Here is a 16956-nt window from a genome sequence, read left to right on the forward strand (position 1 = left end):
GTTTTGTCATGAGAGGGGCGTTGGTCGCCCCTCCAGAACTCCGTCAACCGCCAAAGAAGGCGAATCGCACGACGAAAAGGGCGGCGACGATCTGCGTGGCGGGATGGATGACGCTCCAGCGGCCGGTGCAGATCTTCAGGACCACGTAGCTCACGAAGCCGAAAGCCAGCCCGTTCGCGATCGAGTAGGTGAAGGGCATTGCGATCGCGGTCAGCGCCGCCGGTGCCGCTTCGGTCAGATCGTCCCACTCGATTTCGGTGAGCTCGCGCATCATCAGCCCGGCCACGTAAAGCAGCGCCGGCGCCGTTGCATAGGACGGAACGGCGGCCGCCAGCGGCGAGATAAAGAGGGCGGCAAGGAACAGCACCGAAATGGTGAGCGCCGTCAGACCCGTCCGGCCGCCCGCCTGCACGCCGGAGGCGCTCTCGACATAGGCCGTGGTGCTGCTGGTGCCGATCAGAGAGCCGGCGATGATCGCCGAGCTGTCGGCAAGCAGGGCGCGCCCGAGACGGTTCGGCTTGCCCTCTTCGACGAGTTTCGCCCGCTTGGCGACGCCGATCAGCGTACCGGTAGCGTCGAAGACCTCGACGAGCACGAAGACGAGGATGACGTGAACGAGGCCACCATGCAGCGCGCCCATGATGTCGAGCTGCATGAAGGTCGGAGCGATGCTCGGCGGCGCCGCGACCACGCCCTTGAACTCGGAAACCCCGAGGAACATGGACAGGATCGTGACCACGAGAATACCGATCAGGATCGAGCCCCGGACCTGCAGCGAGTCGAGCACTGCGATGACGAAAAAGCCGAGAATGGCGAGCAGCGGCCCGGTCTGCTTGAGGTCGCCGAGGCCGACCAGCGTTGCCGGATTGTCGACGACGATGCCGGCGTTCTTGAGCGCGATGATGCCGAGGAACAGGCCGATACCGGCCGCGATGGCGCTGCGCAGCGAATGCGGGATGCCGGCGATCAGCCAGCTTCTGACCCCGGTGACCGTCAGGAACAGGAAGATGAGGCCGGAGATGAACACCGCGCCGAGGGCCTGCTGCCAGGTGAAGCCGAGAGCGGCCACGACCGTGAAGGCAAAGAAGGCATTGAGGCCCATGCCGGGCGCCATGCCGATCGGCCAGTTGGCGACGAGCGCCATGACGGCGGAACCGAGCGCCGCCGCCAGACAGGTCGCGACGAAGATCGCGTCACGGTCCATGCCAGTGGTCGACAGGATATCGGGGTTTACGAAGATGATGTACGACATCGTCAGGAATGTCGTGAGACCGGCGACCACCTCCGTGCGGATCGTCGTATCGTGCTCTTTCAGTTTGAACAGTCGCTCAAGCATATTTCCTCCCTTGGCAGCCGTCATCTCGACGCAGCCGAACAACAGAGGCCAGGTCGCTGCTCCTCCAGCATCCGGCCGTTGCATTTTTGACCCCTCTCCGGAATTCTTCGTCGGGCGGTCGTGGCGACCATTGGGCCGCGCCGGATGGGATACCCATGCAGCGCCCTAATTGTGCGGCGTCGCGCGCATGATCGCTAGCCGCCCATTTCGACGGCGAAAGCGAAAGACTTTCAAATTTTTGAGGGCATCCCGCCGGATTTCCTTGAGAAAATCCTCCTTAAGTCGGCGATACGACCAAGCGGCCCACAGCGCCGATCGGTCGGCGGCTAATGCAAGCCGCCGACTCCCAGAAGCCGCTCGACGGCCGTGTGATCCTTCGTCAGCGCCGCCGGCGTTCCGCTCCACGCGAGCCTTCCCCGCTCGAGAACGATGACGTGGTCGGCGAAATCGAGCGCGCTCTGAATGCGCTGTTCGACGAGCAGGATCGTCATGTCGCCGACCTTTGCAAGTTCGGCGAAGGCCTTCATCAGTTCCTCGCAGATGACCGGCGCCAGCCCCTCGAGCGGTTCGTCGAGGAGCAGGACGGAGGGACGCCCGAGGATCGATCGGGCGGTCGACAGCATCTGCTGCTCGCCGCCGGAGAGCTGGGAACCCAGATTCTTGCGGCGCTCGTAGAGACGCGGAAACATCTCGTAGGCTTCCTTGAGTGCGTTTTTGGGGCGTCCCTTGAGGCCGACGAAGAGGTTTTCCTCCACCGTCAGCGTCGGAAAGACGCAGCGCGCCTGCGGCACGAAACCGAGGCCCTTCAACGCGCGAGAGGCGCTCGGCATCGCCGTGACGTCCGTCTCGCCGATCCGGATGCGTCCGTCGTAACGCCGCGTCTGGCCGGCGAGCGTGGCGAGCAGCGTCGTCTTGCCCATGCCGTTGCGGCCGAGCACGGCGAGCCGCGCCCCGGCAGGCACCGAAAAGGAGATCCCTTCCAGCACCCGCGTCGGCCCGTAGCCAGCCGACAGGTTCTCGACTTCAAGCGGCGTGGCCGGCATTGGCATAGCTCCCGAGATAGGCTTCGCGCACGCGCGGGTCCTTAGTGACGTCCGACGGCGAGCCGTCGAAGATTATCGTGCCTGCGGCGAGCACGATGACGCGCTTGGCAAAGCGAAAGACGAGGTCCATGTCGTGTTCGATCATCAACACGGCGAGATCGGCCGGAAGGTCTGCGAGCGCCTGCTCGATGCGACCGGTGTCGCTTTGCGGCACGCCGGCCGCCGGCTCGTCGAGGAGGAGCACCTTCGGCTTCAGCGCCAGCGCCACGGCGATTTCCAGAAGCCGCTGCTGGCCATAGGCGATTTCGCTGACCGGCCGGTGCATCAGCTCGCGAAGCCCGAGCTTGCCGAGCAGTTCGCCGACTTCCGCCATGACGTCGGGCATGGCGAGGAAATGGACGAACAGGCGGCCCGCCCGTCCGTCGCGTTGCAACACCGCAAGAGCCACGTGTTCGGCAGGCGTCATCTCCTGGAAGAGGCGCGTCACCTGAAACGAGCGTACCAGGCCGCGCTGCACCCGCCCGATCGCGTCGATGCGTGTGATGCTCTCGCCGCCGAGCTGGACATCGCCGGAATCGGGCGCCAGGTTGCCGGTCACGAGATTGACCAAGGTCGTCTTGCCAGCGCCGTTCGGGCCGATCAGCGCGACGCGGTCGCCCGGTGCCATGGCGAGGCTGACGTTGTTGGTGACGGCAAGACCGCCGAAGGATCGCTTCAGGTTCCTGACTTCGAAGATCGCGCTCATCGGGGCGTACTCCGCCATCTGGACGCCAGACCGGCAAGGGTGCCGTAGAGACCCTTCGGCGCGAAGAGGACGACGGCGATCAGCAGGGCGCCGACCATGGTCAGCCAGTGAAACGGGTTGGCGGCGGAAACGACATCCTCAAAGAACATGAAGACGATCGTGCCAGTGAGCGCGCCGAACAACGAGCCGGTGCCGCCGAGGACGAGCATGACAAGGCTCTCGGCCGAGAGCGTGAAGGACAGGCTGTCGAGGCCGACGACCTGTGTCGAGATGGCATTGAGCGCGCCGCCCGTTCCGGCAACCGCGCCTGAAATGACGTACATCTCCATCAAGGCAAGCTTCGGCGAGGCGCCCATGGCGCGGATGCGGATCGGGTCCTCCTTGATGCCGCGGCAGAGCATGCCGAAGGGCGAACGGACGATGAGCCGCAAGATCGTAAAGACGACTGCAAGCAGGACAATGCCGAAGACATAGGCGGTGCGGCCCCAAAGGTCGAATTCGAAGTGAGCGAGCAGCGGATCGGGCGCGATGCCGGCGAGCCCGTCGCTGCCGCCTGTCCAGGAGGAGGCCTTGTTGGCAAACTCGTGGAACAGATGAATGAGCGCGATCGACAGGACCAGCTGCGGAAGACCGTGCGCCCTGAGAATGACGATACCGCAGACGAGGCCTGCAAGAGCACCGCCGAGAATGCCGCAGGCGAGCATCAGCAGCGGATCGGTGATGCCGAAGTGAACCGCGGCAATTCCGGCCGCATAAGCGCCAGACCCGAAGAGCGCGGCATGGCCGAGCGTCGCCACGCCGCAATAGCCGGTAACAAGATCGAGCGACAGGACCAGGAGCGCGATCGCGGTGATACGCGTCAGCAGCGCCAGATTGTTCGGAAACAGGAGATAGCCGAGCACGGCCAAGAGCAGAATTGCCGCAAGACCGGCGAGATCGCGGGCGAGCTTGCGCCCTTTGCCGGGCGCGCTCGTCATCGCATCGTTCATCGTTGCCATGGTCACTAACTTGTCCTTCCGGAAAGCCCGCGGGGAAAGACGCAGACGATGGCTATGACCGCGAGGTAGAAGAAAAATTCGCCGAATTCCGGCACGAGATAGCGGCCGGCGGTATCGATGCCGCCGAGCAGCAGGCAGGCGATCAACGCACCCGGTATCGACCCCGCGCCGCCGACGGAAACCACGACGAGGAAGGTCACCATGTAGCGTAGCGCGTAATAGGGTTCGACCGGCAGCAGTTCGGCGCCGACGACGCCGCCGAGCGCGGCAAGCCCGACGGCAACGGCGAAGCTCACCGCATAGACGATCTCGGTGCGCACGCCGAGCGCCGCCGCCATCGCGGCATTGTCGACGGCCGCCCGAAGCTTCACGCCGAAGGCGGTCTTTTCGATCAGGTACCAGAGGGCGGCGGCAACGGAGAGGCCGCAAAGGATGGCAAAAATTCTGTGCGTGGCGATCGATCGGAAGCCGAGATCGACCGACCCCTGAAGCGCCGAAGGAAGGGGAACGGTCTTCAGCGTAGGGCCAAAGACGTAATTGGCGATGCCGATGATGCAGAAGGTGATGCCGATCGTCATCAGCACTTGAGTGAGTTCCGGAGCCCCGTAGATGCGCCGGTAAAGCAGGCGCTCGATCGGCACGGCGATAGCGATCGTTCCGAATACGGCAAAGAGCACCGCGAAACCGTAGCCGAGCCCCAGATCGCGTGCGGCATAGGAGGCTATGTATCCGCCGATCATGGCGAAGGCGCCGTGGGCGAGGTTGACCACGCGCATCAGGCCCATGGTGACGGAAAGACCGATCGAGATCACGAACAGCACCATGCCGTAAGCGAGCGCGTCGACCGCTATGCTGAAGACGGTTTGCATTAACCCCATCCTGTTCCGCTAGGGCGGGGCCAGCGGCCCCGCATCCCTTTCCCCGAACGGCCCTACTTCAGCGCCGCCAGACCGGGATCGCCCTGCTTCTCGAAGGTCGCGATCTCCTTGTTGTAATAGGTGCCGTCCTCGGCCTTGGCGACTTCGCGCAGGTAGATGTTCTGGGTGATGTGGCGCGACTCCGGATCGATCGACACCGGTCCGCGCGGGCTCGTCCAGGAAAGCCCCTTGACGGCCTCGACCGCCTTCTGTGCGTCCTGCTCGCCGCCCGTCGCCTCGATCATCTTGTAGATGACGTGCATGCCGTCGTAGGCGCCGACCGAGGGGAAGGAAAGCTCGGCCGGATTGCCGATCGCCTTGCCGGCCGCCTCGACGAACGCCATGTTTTCCGGCGAATCGTGCGAGACCGCGTAGTGGAAGGTCGTCTGGATCCCAAGTGCAGCTTCACCAAGTGCCGGCAGGTCCGATTCCTGCGTCAGGTCGCCCGGTGCGAAGAACTTGATGCCGGCGCCCTTTAGGCCGTTTTCGTTGAAGGACTTGACGAAGCCAAGCGTCGTCGGGCCGGAGGGCAGGAAGGCGAAGACTCCTTCGGCCCCCGAATCCTTGATGCGCTGCATGATCGGCGAGAAGTCATTGGTGGCGAGCGGCATGCGGATCGCCTCGACGATCTGTCCGCCCGCGGCTTCGAACCCCTTCTTGAAAGCGTTCTCGGCGTCGACGCCCGGGCCGTAGTCGCTGACCACCGAGATGATTTTCGAGACGCCGGCGTCCTTCGCCACCTTGGCGATCGGCGTCGAGGTCTGCCAGAGCGTGAACGAGGTGCGCACGACCAGCGGGCTCTTGGTGACGATCGCCGACGTTGCGGCATTCATGATGACGAGCGGCACGTTGGCCTGCTCGAGCAGCGGCGTTACCGCCATCGCGTCGGGCGTGAAATAGAAGCCGGCGAGATATTGCACGCCTTCCTTGACAACGAGCTCCTGCGCCAGCGCCTTGGATTGAGCGGGATCGGGCTGCGGCACGTCCCGGTAGATGATTTCGATGTCGTCGTCGCCGACCTTGCTGCCGTTCAGCGCCATATAGGCATCGATGCCGGCCTTGAAGTTCTTGCCCTGCAGCGCGAACGGGCCGGAAAACGGCCCGATGACGCCGACCTTGATCGTGTCGGCATGCGCTGCACCCGCAATCGTAAGTGCCGCCAAGGCGGCGAGAATAGTCCGTTTCATTTTTCCTCCCCACGGCACTCGGCTCACTCCCGTCCGGTGCCCGTCCAAGATCAACTGCGAATTGATCGTCGTCAGTTTGCCACTTGAGACGGCGGTGAATAATGAAAGATAGGCCGCCCCACATAACTGCATAGTTATGAATACTCCTCTATCAAACCTCCCTTCCCTCGGCACAGCACAAGGTCAAAACGGCAACCCGACATAATTCTCGGCGAGCGCCGTCGCCGCGGCCCGCGAATGGGTGAGATAGTCGAGCTCGGCCTCCTGGATTTTCTGGTCGAATTCGCTGGTGTCGGGAAAATGGTGCATCATCGTCGTCATCCACCAGGAAAAGCGAACCGCCTTCCAGACACGCGCGAGCGCCCGGACCGAATAGGCGTCGACGGCTGCATTGGAGCGGTCCTGATAGTGCTCGAGCAAGCCCTCGAACAGGTAGTGCACATCGCTCGCCGCAAGGTTCAGCCCCTTGGCCCCGGTCGGCGGCACGATATGGGCGGCATCGCCGACAAGAAACATTCGCTCGAAGCGCATCGGCTCGGCGACGAAGGATCGAAGCGGCGCGATCGATTTCTCGAAGGAAGGACCGGTCACCACCCGTTCGGCATGATGGATCGGCAGGCGGCGACGCAACTCGTCCCAGAAACGCTCGTCGTCCCAATCGTCGAGCTTCTCGTCGAGCGGGCACTGGATGTAGTACCGGCTGCGGCTCAAGGACCGCATCGAACATAGAGCGAAGCCGCGCGGGTGATTGGCATAGACCAGTTCGTGATCGACTGGCGGCACGTCGGCGAGGATGCCGAGCCAGCCGAAGGGATAGACCTTCTCATAGGCGCGGATCGCGCGCTCCGGCACGGACCTGCGGCTGACCCCGTGGAAGCCGTCGCAGCCAGCGATGAAATCGCAATCGATCCGATGGGTGACTCCGTCCTTTTCATAGGTGACGTAAGGTGCATGGCTCTCAAAGTTATACGGCTTCACATTTGCCGCCTCGTAGATCGACGACGCGCCCGACTGTTCGCGATGATCCATCAGGTCGCGAGTGAGCTCCGTCTGGCCGTAGATCAGCACCCGTTTGCCGCCCGTCAGACCATTGAGGTCGATACGATGATCACGGCCGTCGAAAGCGAGCGAAAATCCGTCATGCGGGAGGCCTTCGGCATGCATCCGCGTTCCCGATTGCGCCTCGTCCATAAGCCGGACGGTGCCTTCCTCCAAAACGCCGGCGCGCACCCGGCCGAGAATGTGTTCCTTGCTGGCGCGGTCGAGGACAAGATTGTCAATGCCCGCCAGTGTCAACAATTGCCCAAGCAGCAGACCGGACGGGCCGGAACCGATGATGACGACTTGGGTTCGCATGTATCTCCTCACCATACAAGCCGGCGAAGCCGTTGATGTCCCCGCTGCAAAATTGCCTTTATCAGGGAAGTTTGCGCGCCGCCGGCCCTTGTCTCAATGGACATTTCTGCCATGTTATTGGACTTTTCGAACATCGATGCTGCGTGAGCCAGATGAAGCGACCTGTCCCGACCTACGAGCTCTATGGCGAGGAATCCGGAGAACGGCCGGATTTCTGGCTGCATTGCGAGACAATCCCTTCGCGCAGCCGCCTGCACCACTGGGAGATCGGCCTTCATCGCCACGAGAGCTTCTTTCAGATCCTCTACATCGCCAAGGGTTCAGGCGATGCGCTGTTCGACGGCACGGCCAGGCCGATTTCGCCGCCGGCGGTGATTACCATCCCGCCCGCCGTCAGCCATGGCTTCCGCTTTTCGGCTGATATCGACGGTTTCGTGTTCACGGTGCTCGCATCGCATCTGCCGGTCGCGCCGGGTGGCCGCAACAGGCTCGGCGGCTGGCTGGCGACACCCCGCCTGACGCCACTCGGCGATAGCGACGACGGCCGCTACATCGCCGAGACATTGCAGCGCCTGGCCGAGGAATGGGACGCGCGCCGCAGCCACCGCACCGGCCTGCTCGATGCCTATCTGACGACGGTGTTGGGATTGGCGGCGCGGCTCGCGGATGAGCCGCGCGACAGCGGGCCAGCCGGGGAGAGCGAAAACGAGCGGCGCATGGAACGATTCGACGCCCTGCTCCGGCAGCACTATCTGGACCACCGTCCGGCCGCTTACTATGCGCGCGAGCTGGGCCTGTCGCCGACCCATCTCAATCGCGTCGTCCGCGCAGTCGCCGGGCAGAGCGTGCACGAGGTGATCGCCGGACGGCTGCTGGACGCCGCGAGGCGCCAGCTCGTCTTCACCCGTGCGAGCGTCCAGGAGATCAGCTTCCGCCTCGGCTTCTCGGACGCAGCCTATTTCTCACGCTTCTTCGTCCGCCACATCGGCATGACGCCGCGGGCCTGGCGGATCACCGAGCGGCAAAGGCTCGGTGTATGACGTGCCTTGCCGTCTGCTGCATCAGTGAGGTGGGCGCGGCCAAGGCGGCCGCGCCCGCATGTCTTTCGGCTCGCGATCAGACGAGATCGAAGCGATCGGCGTTCATCACCTTCGTCCAGGCCGCCACGAAGTCGCGGACGAACTTCTCCTGCGAGTCGCCCTGGCCATAGACCTCGGCAATGGCCCTCAGTTGCGAGTTCGAACCGAAGACGAGGTCAACGCGGGTGCCGGTCCACTTGATTTCGTCCGTCTTGCGGTCGCGCCCCTCGAAAACATACTTCGATTCCGCAGAGACCTTCCATGCCGTGCCCATGTCGAGCAGGTTGACGAAGAAGTCATTGGTGAGCGTCTCGGGCCGCGTCGTGAACACGCCGTGCTGGGACTGCCCGGTGTTGGCGTTCAACACGCGCATGCCGCCGATGAGAACCGTCATTTCCGGTGCGGTCAGCGTCAGAAGCTGCGCCCTGTCGATCAGCAGTTCTTCCGGCGAAATCAGATAGTCGCCCTTCTGATAGTTGCGGAAGCCGTCGGAGATCGGTTCCAGTACGCCGAAGGAGTCCACATCGGTCTGCTCCTCGGTCGCATCGGTGCGGCCGGGCGCAAAGGGAACCTCGATGTCGTGGCCGGCGTTCTTCGCCGCCTTCTCGACCGCGGCGGCGCCGCCGAGCACGATCAGGTCTGCGAGCGATACCTTCTTGCCGCCGGACTGGGCATCGTTGAATGCCTTCCGGATGCCTTCAAGCGTTTCGAGCACGGTCGCAAGCTGGGCCGGCTGGTTGACCTCCCAATCCTTCTGCGGTGCGAGGCGGATGCGCGCACCGTTTGCCCCGCCGCGCTTGTCCGAACCGCGGAAGGTCGATGCCGACGCCCAGGCGGTCGATACCAGCTGAGAGACCGACAGGCCGGACGCAAGAATCCGTTCCTTGAGATCGGCGATGTCCTCTTCGTCGACGAGCGGGTGGTCGACGGCCGGGACCGGATCCTGCCAGATCAGTTCCTCGGACGGAACCTCCGGGCCGAGATAGCGCACCCGCGGCCCCATGTCGCGATGGGTCAGCTTGAACCAGGCACGGGCAAACGCATCCGCGAACTGGTCCGGGTTCTCGAAGAAGCGCCGCGCGATCTTCTCGTAAGCCGGATCGAAGCGCAGCGCGAGGTCGGTCGTCAGCATGGCCGGCGCGTGGCGCTTGGACTGGTCATGGGCATCCGGAACCGTGCCCGCGCCCATGCCGTTTTTCGGCGTCCACTGATGCGCACCGGCCGGGCTCTTCGTGAGCTCCCATTCGTAGCCGAACAGGTTCCAGAAGAAGTTGTTGCTCCACTTCGTCGGCGTGCTCGTCCAGGTGACTTCCAGGCCGCTGCCGATCGTGTCGCCGCCCTTGCCGGTTCCGAAGCTGCTGGTCCAGCCGAAGCCCTGTTCGGCGATATCCGCGCCTTCGGGCTCAACGCCGACATGCGAGGCGTCGCCAGCACCGTGCGTCTTGCCGAACGTATGTCCGCCGGCGATCAGCGCTACAGTCTCCTCGTCGTTCATCGCCATGCGGGCGAAGGTCTCGCGGATGTCCTTTGCGGCGGCAAGCGGATCCGGGTTGCCGTTAGGACCTTCCGGATTCACATAGATCAGGCCCATCTGCACGGCGGCCAGCGGCTTTTCGAGCTCTCGCTCTTCCGTATAGCGCTTGTCGGCAAGCCAGGTATCCTCGGCACCCCAGTAGACGTCTTCCTCGGGCTCCCAAACGTCGGCGCGGCCGCCGGCAAAGCCAAAGGTCTTGAAGCCCATCGACTCGAGCGCAACGTTGCCGGTGAGGATCATCAGGTCGGCCCAGGAAATGCTGTTGCCGTATTTCTGCTTGATTGGCCAAAGCAGCCGGCGCGCCTTGTCGAGATTGACGTTGTCCGGCCAGCTGTTGAGCGGCGCGAAACGCTGCTGGCCCGCACCCGCACCGCCGCGGCCGTCGCCGGTGCGGTAGGTGCCCGCGCTATGCCATGCCATGCGGATGAAGAGCGGCCCGTAATGGCCGAAGTCGGCCGGCCACCAATCCTGCGAATCGGTCATCAGCGCATGGAGGTCTTTCTTCAGAGCCTCCAGGTCCAGTTTCTTGAATTCCTCGGCATAGTTGAACGCCTGGCCCATGGGGTCGGACAGCGACGAGTTTTGGTGAAGAATCTTCACATTCAACTGGTTCGGCCACCAGTCCCGATTCGACCTTCCGCCATGGGCCGTGTGGGTGTGCGCCACCGGACACTTGCCCGCACTCTCGACCTTGGAATCCATTATGCTCTCCATTGCGCTTGGCTTCAATTGCGCCATCCAGATGACATCGGTCTTCAACCTCGGGCGTTCTGCATGGCGGTGCGTCAGAGCTGGCCGCTGCACTGAAGGGGCAGCAGCTGCATCTGGTGCGACCATACCGATTCAGTTCCATTAGTTTAAGTTGGATTTTCCGATTGCGGCGATAGGATAAACTTATTGTCCAATGAACTTCTCTCTCGTATTGCAGCGAATCTCGCCTGAGGCGTGCATCGGCGCTCTTTCAGGAGTGCCAGCGCGCCTAGGACCTTAGTCCGGGGTAGCGGGTCCAAAGGTCTTAGGCCCGTTGCCGAGCGCTGCTCGGCAATACATACTCGATAGTGAGCACCTGCGGAACAACGGCCAGCCCCCCGCCGCCGCGGCCGTGCGATGATCCTGGAGCGGTGCGCCGATGCCCTTCCGCGCCGCTCCAGGACCTCAACTACGGCGCGCGTCCTGCTTGACGCACAGATATCGCTGTAGCCTTTGAATCTCTGCATGTTTTTATCTCCAGAACGGCGATGATCTAGAGGAACATGCAGTAGCGAGCTTTCCTATTGAGGTGTCCGATGAACTCCGAAAAAATGAGAAAGCTCATAGAGGACTGCCAAAGGGACTTATGGGAATACCTATCCTCCGACTGCGGGATCAGCGACAGGGAGATCATTATCGCGCTCCTCAATCGGTTGAATGGACCACAAGCCAGGGATGCGCTGGGGGTGGATTGCGATTGGCGCCCGCGACTTGAGGAACAATGGGTCGGGGAGCGCACTGGAACCAACCAGAACGAAGCAAGGCTCAGAATAATTTTCAACCGTCTCGCAAATGGATCAGCGCATACCTGAGCGTTATCGATGAAGGCGACACGACGCTCTTCCCGCACCGGAAGCGTCATCGATGAAGCGCTTCAACTCGTCATGATGCCGCTCTTACGGCGCGAGGGCTCTGTTGCGGCATCTCCAAGCGTCAGTCGCAGTGAAACTGCCCGTCGCCCTCGCTATAGCTCCGCCGGAGCAAGCGGCTTGCGGGCCGGACCGTGGATCACCGATCCATCTGCTGCGAAAATCGAGCCGTGGCAGGGACAATCCCATGTCCGATCGGCATTGTTCCAAGTCACCGTGCAGCCCTTGTGGGTGCAGGAGGCGGAGACGGCACGCAGGGTTCCGTCATCGTCCCGGCAGACGGCGAGCTTCTCGTCGCCGCGCAGGACGACGCCGCCTTCACCCGGTCGTATGTCCCTCGCGCTGCCGACAATCGACTGGCTGTCGCCATTCTTGTGAAAGCCCTTGGGATAAGGCCGGGTCGGATCATAAAGGCTCCGCCAGGGGCTGGCGCGGCCAAGGATCGTGTCGGCGATCATAATGCCGGCCGCGGTGCCGTTGCTAATGCCCCAGGCGTTGAAGCCGGTGGCGATATGGAAGCCCGGCGCCTTTTCGGGATCGGGTTCGCCAACATAGGGCACCCGGTCGGCGGTGTCGTAGTCCTCGTTGCACCAGTGCCAGGCCAGCTCGCCGACGGCCAGGTTCTGCCGCGCCCACTCCTCGAGTTCGATGAAGCGCGCGGCGACGTTCCCGTCCTGGCCGGTATTGAACTTCGGACCGAGCACGACAAGCAGGGGGCCGGCGTCATCCCTCCCCGTTCTGATCGAGTGTGTCGGATCGTCGATGCCGATGAACATGCCATCGACGGCGAGCGGACTGTCGACGCGGAAGGCGATCGCGGTATGGCACCGCGGCTGTGTGCGGTTTGCCATGCCGACGGGGCTCTTGACCGTCATGTTGGTCGCGACGACCACGTGTTCCGCATGAACCGTCCCGCCAGAAGTGACCACGCGCCAGCGGCTCGCCACGTCGATCAGAATCGCTCGGCTCTGTTCGAACAGGCGCGCGCCCCGGTCCGCCGCGGCGCGCGCCAATCCGACGAGATATTTCGCCGGGTTGAATTGCGCCTCACCAGGAAAACAAACTGCAGCCGTGGTCTCGAAAGGCAGCGGTGCACGATCGAGCACCTGTGCCTCGAGCCCGACCTGTCGCGCCGTCTCCGCCTCGGCAATGATGGCTTCGCGGCCCGCCGAGCTGGTGGCATAGGTATAGGCGTTCTTGCGCTCGAGATCGCACGCGATCGCATAGTCGCGGATCCAGTCCTTGATCAGCGCGGCTCCGGCCGAATTCGCCTCCGCATAGCTACGCGCCCGTGCCAAACCGAGGCTGTCGATGAGGTGGCGATAGATCAAGGCGTGCTGGGTGGTGATTTTCGCCGTCGAACGCCCGGTCACCTGCCCGCCGATCTCGAGCGCTTCGAGCAGGATCACCGAACGGCCAGCTTCGGAAAGGCGAAGCGCTGCGGTAAGCCCGACGATCCCGCCTCCAACCACGACCGTCTCGGCATGGATCGAGCCGTCGAGCGGAGAATAGCCCGTCGGCCCGGCGCCAGCCACCCAGCAGCTTCCCCGTTTTCCCGGCAGATCGACCATCGTGGCATGTCCTCGTTCAGGTGGTCCGATAACCACGCCTGTTCGGGAATGTTCCCGCCCGGCAGCCCTGCACATATCGAGTGAACCTCAAATGGACATGCCTCCAGGCCACGGGAACGGATCGTGAGTGTCGTTTAGCGCTTGCTCATGGACCGTTGTGGGGCCATGCTGAATTCGGAAGCTGGCTGTGCGGCAAAGCGAGAGGTCAGGCCTATTCAGCGGCCTCGAAGCCCTGCCGTACTGCCTTTCTCGGCCGTACCTTGACGCGAGGAGTTTGTCCGATGTCTGCGCACGCTGCCAACAATCCATTGCAACCGGGCGATCAGGCGCCGAACGTCGTGTTCGACGCGATTTCGCGCGAGGGGAAGATCGCACTTGACGATTTTCGCGGCCGCAGCCCGCTGCTTGTGGGCCTGTTTCGCGGCCTGCATTGCCCGTTCTGCCGCCGCCATGTGGCGGCGATGGCCCAGCTCAACCCGGCGCTCCGCGAAAAGGGCGTTCAGACGCTTGCCGTGGTAAACACTCCCGTCGAACGGGCCCGTCTCTACTTCCGTTTCCATCCGATCGCTGGTCTTCTCGCCGCATCCGATCCGGCCCGCGCATCGCACCGCGCCTTCGGCTTGCCCATCGTCGAGTTCACCGAAAACGAGACTGACTGGCCAACCAAAATCGGAATGGACGCGGTCATGGAGATGCGCGTCGACCTGCCGGGCGAATTGCCTGAACCGATGAATCCGCCCGCGGCAGGAGACCTCCTTGCCGAAAAGGACCCGTACGAAATCAAGGACGCCGATAAGCAGGTCAGCCTGGCCAATCATATGCAGCTCGTCGGCCATTTCCTGCTCGACCGTGAAGGCGTCGTGCGCTGGAGCTTCACCGAAGTCGAGGAGAACGGCCAGAATCTTTGCCGGGCGCTGAGCCCCGAAGAACTGATGTCGGCCGCTTCGAACGTTGCCCATTGACCTGGCTCCTCCCTGCGGAGCTCCGCTATGCGAATCGCGCGGGTGTTCGGCTCCGGCGGCGCGATCAGAAGCCCTGCAAAGGGAAGCGCCGCTCCATGCAGATAATGATTGTTCTTCCGGCGAAGCAAGCCTACTTTGCGCCGTCTCCATGTATGGAATACATAGTTCAGATGCGCCCGCGCCGGTTTCTTCCCTCCATCAGTCTCCTCTCGGCCTTCGAGGCGGTCTTGCGTAACGGCTCGATCTCGGGGGCGGCGCGAGAAGTCAATCTGACGCAAAGCACCGTGAGCCGCCTTGTCCAGAACCTCGAGGAGCAATTGGGCCGGCCGCTGTTCGAACGCCACAGGCAGAGGCTCATTCCGACCGAAGCAGCTCAGGCCTATGGACGGGACGTCACCCGGGCGCTCGACCTCATCCAGCGCGGCAGCATGGAGTTTTCCGCCAATCCGGGCGGCGGCGCCCTGTCGCTCGCCATCCTGCCGGCCTTCGGCACGCGATGGCTGGCGCCGCGGCTCGGTACGTTCCTAACCCGGAATCCGGGCGTGACGATCAATCTTGCGACGCGCCTCAAGCGGTTCAATTTTGCCGCCGAGGGTTTCGACGCAGCCATTCATTTCGGAGCGGACGATTGGCGCGACGCGGGGCACATGAAACTCTTCGAGGAGCGTTTGACCGCCTGCATCGCTCCGTCGCTTCTCTCCGAACACCCGGTTCGCACGGTCGACGACATGGCCGGTCTGCCGCTGCTGCAGTTGGAGACACGCGGGAACGCCTGGGAGATCTGGTTTGCCGCTCAAGGCGCCGAAGCCCCGAGCGTCACGGGAATGTTGCTGGACCAGTTCGCCACGATGACGCAGGCCGCCATTTCGGGCCTCGGTGTGGCCCTGCTTCCCGATTATCTCGCCGATGTCGAGATAGAGGAAAAGCGCCTTGTGCCGCTTCTCAAACGTTCTGTTCCGGGTTCCGGCGCCTATTGGCTGGTCTGGCCCGAGTCGCGGGCCAACCACCCGCCGCTCGAAGCCTTCCGCAGCTGGCTCGCCGCCGAGGTCTCCTCCTGAGCCCCGCTCCAGAGTCGGCTATGCTCCTGCCACTGGAAGCGGGATCGGCTGTCTCCTGTCCTCTTCATCGAGAATGCTGAACGTAAACTTGCCCTGCTGGTCGCGCTCGACCGAATAGGTCAAGCGATCGCGAACATGGTTGTTCTCGTCGAAGGTCAGCACCCTCGGTTTCAGCTCCGTCAGCCGGCTCTCGTCGAGATAGACCGAGTTGCAAATGATGACCTGATCGCCCGGCTGGCAGGTGCGGGCGGCCGCCCCGTTGAGGATGCAGCACCGCGAGCCGCGCTCGCCGAGAATGACATAGGTGGAGATGCGCGCGCCGGAGTTCTTGTTCCAGATCTCAACGAACTCCATCGGCAGGATGCCCGCCGCCTCACAGTGGTCCGGATCCAAGGTGATCGAGCCGTGATAATTGAGGTTAGCCTCGGTCACGTGGATGCCGTGAAGTTTGCCAGCAACCAGTTTTCTCATGTTCCTCCCCTCGCTTCCGCCGCGTTGTCATAGAGCAACGGCTGTCGAAGGGAAAGTGACGTCAGAAACGGCGTGTGCTCGCCGGAGGCGCGTGTCGGATATTCGCCGACGTTTCACAAAGAATGCGGCGGCTGGATGCCAAGCGGCCTGAGCCGTGATACACGGCTGGAACGAGCATCTTTCCACTCCGCCGCTAGAGGTTGCTGCACGCCCGAACGTGGGCAAAGGATAAGGCGAAGAACACGATGCCTATTGCGAATACGACAAGGTCCATGTCGATAATTCCTGTCTGTTGTTTCTACTGACTGCGCGTCCCCGATAGGCGGCGCCGGCCGCCCGGTAGGTGATCGCGATGGCGTGCATATCCGTCGCCGCAGCGATCGAGGCGATGCGGCGCGTGGATCAATAGAATATGGCTCAAGCGCATAGGACGAGAGAGGTCCAAGAGGAAAGAAATAGGATTCCTATAGGAATTCGGCCGCTTCGGGGCTCATGCACGCAAACGCGCTTCGGCGTGAACATGCGAGACGCGAACGAAGCGCCAATTCCTCAGGCACTCCGGGCGAGGCGACGCACGAGGCCCTGCCGACCGCGTTCCATGACGACGTCATGGTTCCAGCTGAAGACGGGCTTCAGGATGACAGCAAGCCTGACCATCCAGGGTTTCGTCACCTTGACGATCCAGTCGTAGCGGATATTGCATACCGCTCCGTCCGGCCGCAGCGTCCATCGACCGGTCCCATCGAGCTCGCCTGAAGCTTTGCCCTCGATAAGCGATAGCGGTTCAACCCTGGTCGTTTCCATGTTGAAGGCCAAGTCATAGGGCAAAGCGGTGGACCATTTCATCCGACGCACGGCGCCGATGCCGGACTCGTCGCCTGGGCGCAGAAGCGTGACCTCATTGACCGAGGGCCACCAGTCCGGCCAGCTCTCGGGCGTGCTGAGCTCCCGCCAGACATCCTGGACAGAGGCGTCGACGGCCCAGGTCGTGACAAGATGAAACTCGGTCGATGCCATCGCGGTCTATCTCGCGGAGGCCGATGAATGGCCCTCACCAATATAGGCGATCCGGGCGGGCCG

General features: G+C 63.1%; 14 protein-coding genes. 3 read left to right on the forward strand and 11 right to left on the reverse strand.

All coding sequences use genetic code 11. From position 1 onward, the window contains the following. Positions 1-43: 43 nt before the first annotated feature. The 7 genes from NXT3_RS28930 to pobA form a co-directional block, all read right to left on the reverse strand. The gene (locus tag NXT3_RS28930) at positions 44-1336 is read right to left on the reverse strand and encodes an NCS2 family permease (RefSeq protein WP_104841425.1); all 1293 of its coding nucleotides are present in this window, start codon (positions 1334-1336) and stop codon (positions 44-46) included. A 326-nt stretch (positions 1337-1662) separates the two neighbouring features. Then, a complete protein-coding gene (locus tag NXT3_RS28935) occupies positions 1663-2379 on the reverse strand; it encodes an ABC transporter ATP-binding protein (protein WP_037416957.1) in 717 nt (238 codons plus the stop codon). Further along, positions 2360-3124 (reverse strand): ABC transporter ATP-binding protein, encoded by a 765-nt coding sequence (locus NXT3_RS28940; RefSeq protein ID WP_097524561.1) that lies wholly within the window; start codon positions 3122-3124, stop codon positions 2360-2362. Before NXT3_RS28940 ends, NXT3_RS28935 begins: the two co-directional genes overlap by 20 nt. After that, positions 3121-4122, reverse strand: coding sequence for a branched-chain amino acid ABC transporter permease (locus NXT3_RS28945; RefSeq protein ID WP_104841426.1), 1002 nt, complete (start codon positions 4120-4122; stop codon positions 3121-3123). The genes NXT3_RS28940 and NXT3_RS28945 overlap by 4 nt, the downstream gene beginning before the upstream one ends. 5 nt (positions 4123-4127) lie before the next feature. Next, positions 4128-4991, reverse strand: a complete 864-nt coding sequence (locus tag NXT3_RS28950) for a branched-chain amino acid ABC transporter permease (protein ID WP_037416953.1) — start codon at positions 4989-4991, stop codon at positions 4128-4130. A gap of 62 nt (positions 4992-5053) precedes the next feature. Continuing rightward, the gene (locus NXT3_RS28955; RefSeq protein WP_104841177.1) at positions 5054-6226 is read right to left on the reverse strand and encodes an ABC transporter substrate-binding protein; all 1173 of its coding nucleotides are present in this window, start codon (positions 6224-6226) and stop codon (positions 5054-5056) included. Between the two features lie 183 nt (positions 6227-6409). Continuing rightward, positions 6410-7582 carry a 4-hydroxybenzoate 3-monooxygenase gene (gene pobA, locus NXT3_RS28960; protein WP_104841178.1) on the reverse strand — a complete coding sequence of 391 codons (1173 nt, stop codon included), beginning with the start codon at positions 7580-7582 and terminating at the stop codon, positions 6410-6412. A 152-nt stretch (positions 7583-7734) separates the two neighbouring features. On the opposite strand from pobA, the gene NXT3_RS28965 reads away from it, so the two are divergent. Then, the gene (locus NXT3_RS28965; RefSeq protein WP_037416948.1) at positions 7735-8622 is read left to right on the forward strand and encodes a helix-turn-helix domain-containing protein; all 888 of its coding nucleotides are present in this window, start codon (positions 7735-7737) and stop codon (positions 8620-8622) included. Between the two features lie 76 nt (positions 8623-8698). Here NXT3_RS28965 and katG read toward each other — a convergent pair whose 3' ends face one another. Both katG and NXT3_RS28980 read right to left on the reverse strand, forming a co-directional pair. Continuing rightward, positions 8699-10897: a catalase/peroxidase HPI gene (gene katG / locus NXT3_RS28970; protein ID WP_179864677.1), complete on the reverse strand. Its 2199-nt coding sequence runs from the start codon at positions 10895-10897 to the stop codon at positions 8699-8701. A gap of 1012 nt (positions 10898-11909) precedes the next feature. Further along, positions 11910-13385, reverse strand: coding sequence for an FAD-dependent oxidoreductase (locus NXT3_RS28980; RefSeq protein ID WP_097524557.1), 1476 nt, complete (start codon positions 13383-13385; stop codon positions 11910-11912). Positions 13386-13666: 281 nt separating this feature from the next. Here NXT3_RS28980 and NXT3_RS28985 point away from each other — a divergent pair, with 281 nt between their 5' ends. Beyond that, entirely contained in the window at positions 13667-14347 is a 681-nt protein-coding gene (locus NXT3_RS28985; protein ID WP_037416940.1) for a redoxin family protein, read from the forward strand. A 170-nt stretch (positions 14348-14517) separates the two neighbouring features. After that, positions 14518-15405 (forward strand): LysR family transcriptional regulator, encoded by an 888-nt coding sequence (locus tag NXT3_RS28990; RefSeq protein WP_037416992.1) that lies wholly within the window; start codon positions 14518-14520, stop codon positions 15403-15405. A gap of 18 nt (positions 15406-15423) precedes the next feature. Here NXT3_RS28990 and panD read toward each other — a convergent pair whose 3' ends face one another. After that, positions 15424-15876: an aspartate 1-decarboxylase gene (gene panD, locus NXT3_RS28995; RefSeq protein ID WP_037416938.1), complete on the reverse strand. Its 453-nt coding sequence runs from the start codon at positions 15874-15876 to the stop codon at positions 15424-15426. A 549-nt stretch (positions 15877-16425) separates the two neighbouring features. Continuing rightward, a complete protein-coding gene (locus NXT3_RS29000) occupies positions 16426-16893 on the reverse strand; it encodes an SRPBCC family protein (protein WP_104841179.1) in 468 nt (155 codons plus the stop codon). Positions 16894-16956: the final 63 nt, after the last annotated feature.

The sequence above is a fragment of the Sinorhizobium fredii genome (assembly GCF_002944405.1).
Taxonomy (GTDB): Bacteria; Pseudomonadota; Alphaproteobacteria; order Rhizobiales; family Rhizobiaceae; genus Sinorhizobium; species Sinorhizobium fredii_C.

Coding starts and splice junctions, on each gene's coding strand:
- NXT3_RS28930 (WP_104841425.1), bottom strand. CDS start 1,336: ATGCTTGAGCGACTGTTCAAACTGAAAGAGCACGATACGACGATCCGC.
- NXT3_RS28935 (WP_037416957.1), bottom strand. CDS start 2,379: ATGCCGGCCACGCCGCTTGAAGTCGAGAACCTGTCGGCTGGCTACGGG.
- NXT3_RS28940 (WP_097524561.1), bottom strand. CDS start 3,124: ATGAGCGCGATCTTCGAAGTCAGGAACCTGAAGCGATCCTTCGGCGGT.
- NXT3_RS28945 (WP_104841426.1), bottom strand. CDS start 4,122: ATGGCAACGATGAACGATGCGATGACGAGCGCGCCCGGCAAAGGGCGC.
- NXT3_RS28950 (WP_037416953.1), bottom strand. CDS start 4,991: ATGCAAACCGTCTTCAGCATAGCGGTCGACGCGCTCGCTTACGGCATG.
- NXT3_RS28955 (WP_104841177.1), bottom strand. CDS start 6,226: ATGAAACGGACTATTCTCGCCGCCTTGGCGGCACTTACGATTGCGGGT.
- pobA (WP_104841178.1), bottom strand. CDS start 7,582: ATGCGAACCCAAGTCGTCATCATCGGTTCCGGCCCGTCCGGTCTGCTG.
- NXT3_RS28965 (WP_037416948.1), top strand. CDS start 7,735: ATGAAGCGACCTGTCCCGACCTACGAGCTCTATGGCGAGGAATCCGGA.
- katG (WP_179864677.1), bottom strand. CDS start 10,897: ATGGATTCCAAGGTCGAGAGTGCGGGCAAGTGTCCGGTGGCGCACACC.
- NXT3_RS28980 (WP_097524557.1), bottom strand. CDS start 13,385: ATGGTCGATCTGCCGGGAAAACGGGGAAGCTGCTGGGTGGCTGGCGCC.
- NXT3_RS28985 (WP_037416940.1), top strand. CDS start 13,667: ATGTCTGCGCACGCTGCCAACAATCCATTGCAACCGGGCGATCAGGCG.
- NXT3_RS28990 (WP_037416992.1), top strand. CDS start 14,518: ATGCGCCCGCGCCGGTTTCTTCCCTCCATCAGTCTCCTCTCGGCCTTC.
- panD (WP_037416938.1), bottom strand. CDS start 15,876: ATGAGAAAACTGGTTGCTGGCAAACTTCACGGCATCCACGTGACCGAG.
- NXT3_RS29000 (WP_104841179.1), bottom strand. CDS start 16,893: ATGGCATCGACCGAGTTTCATCTTGTCACGACCTGGGCCGTCGACGCC.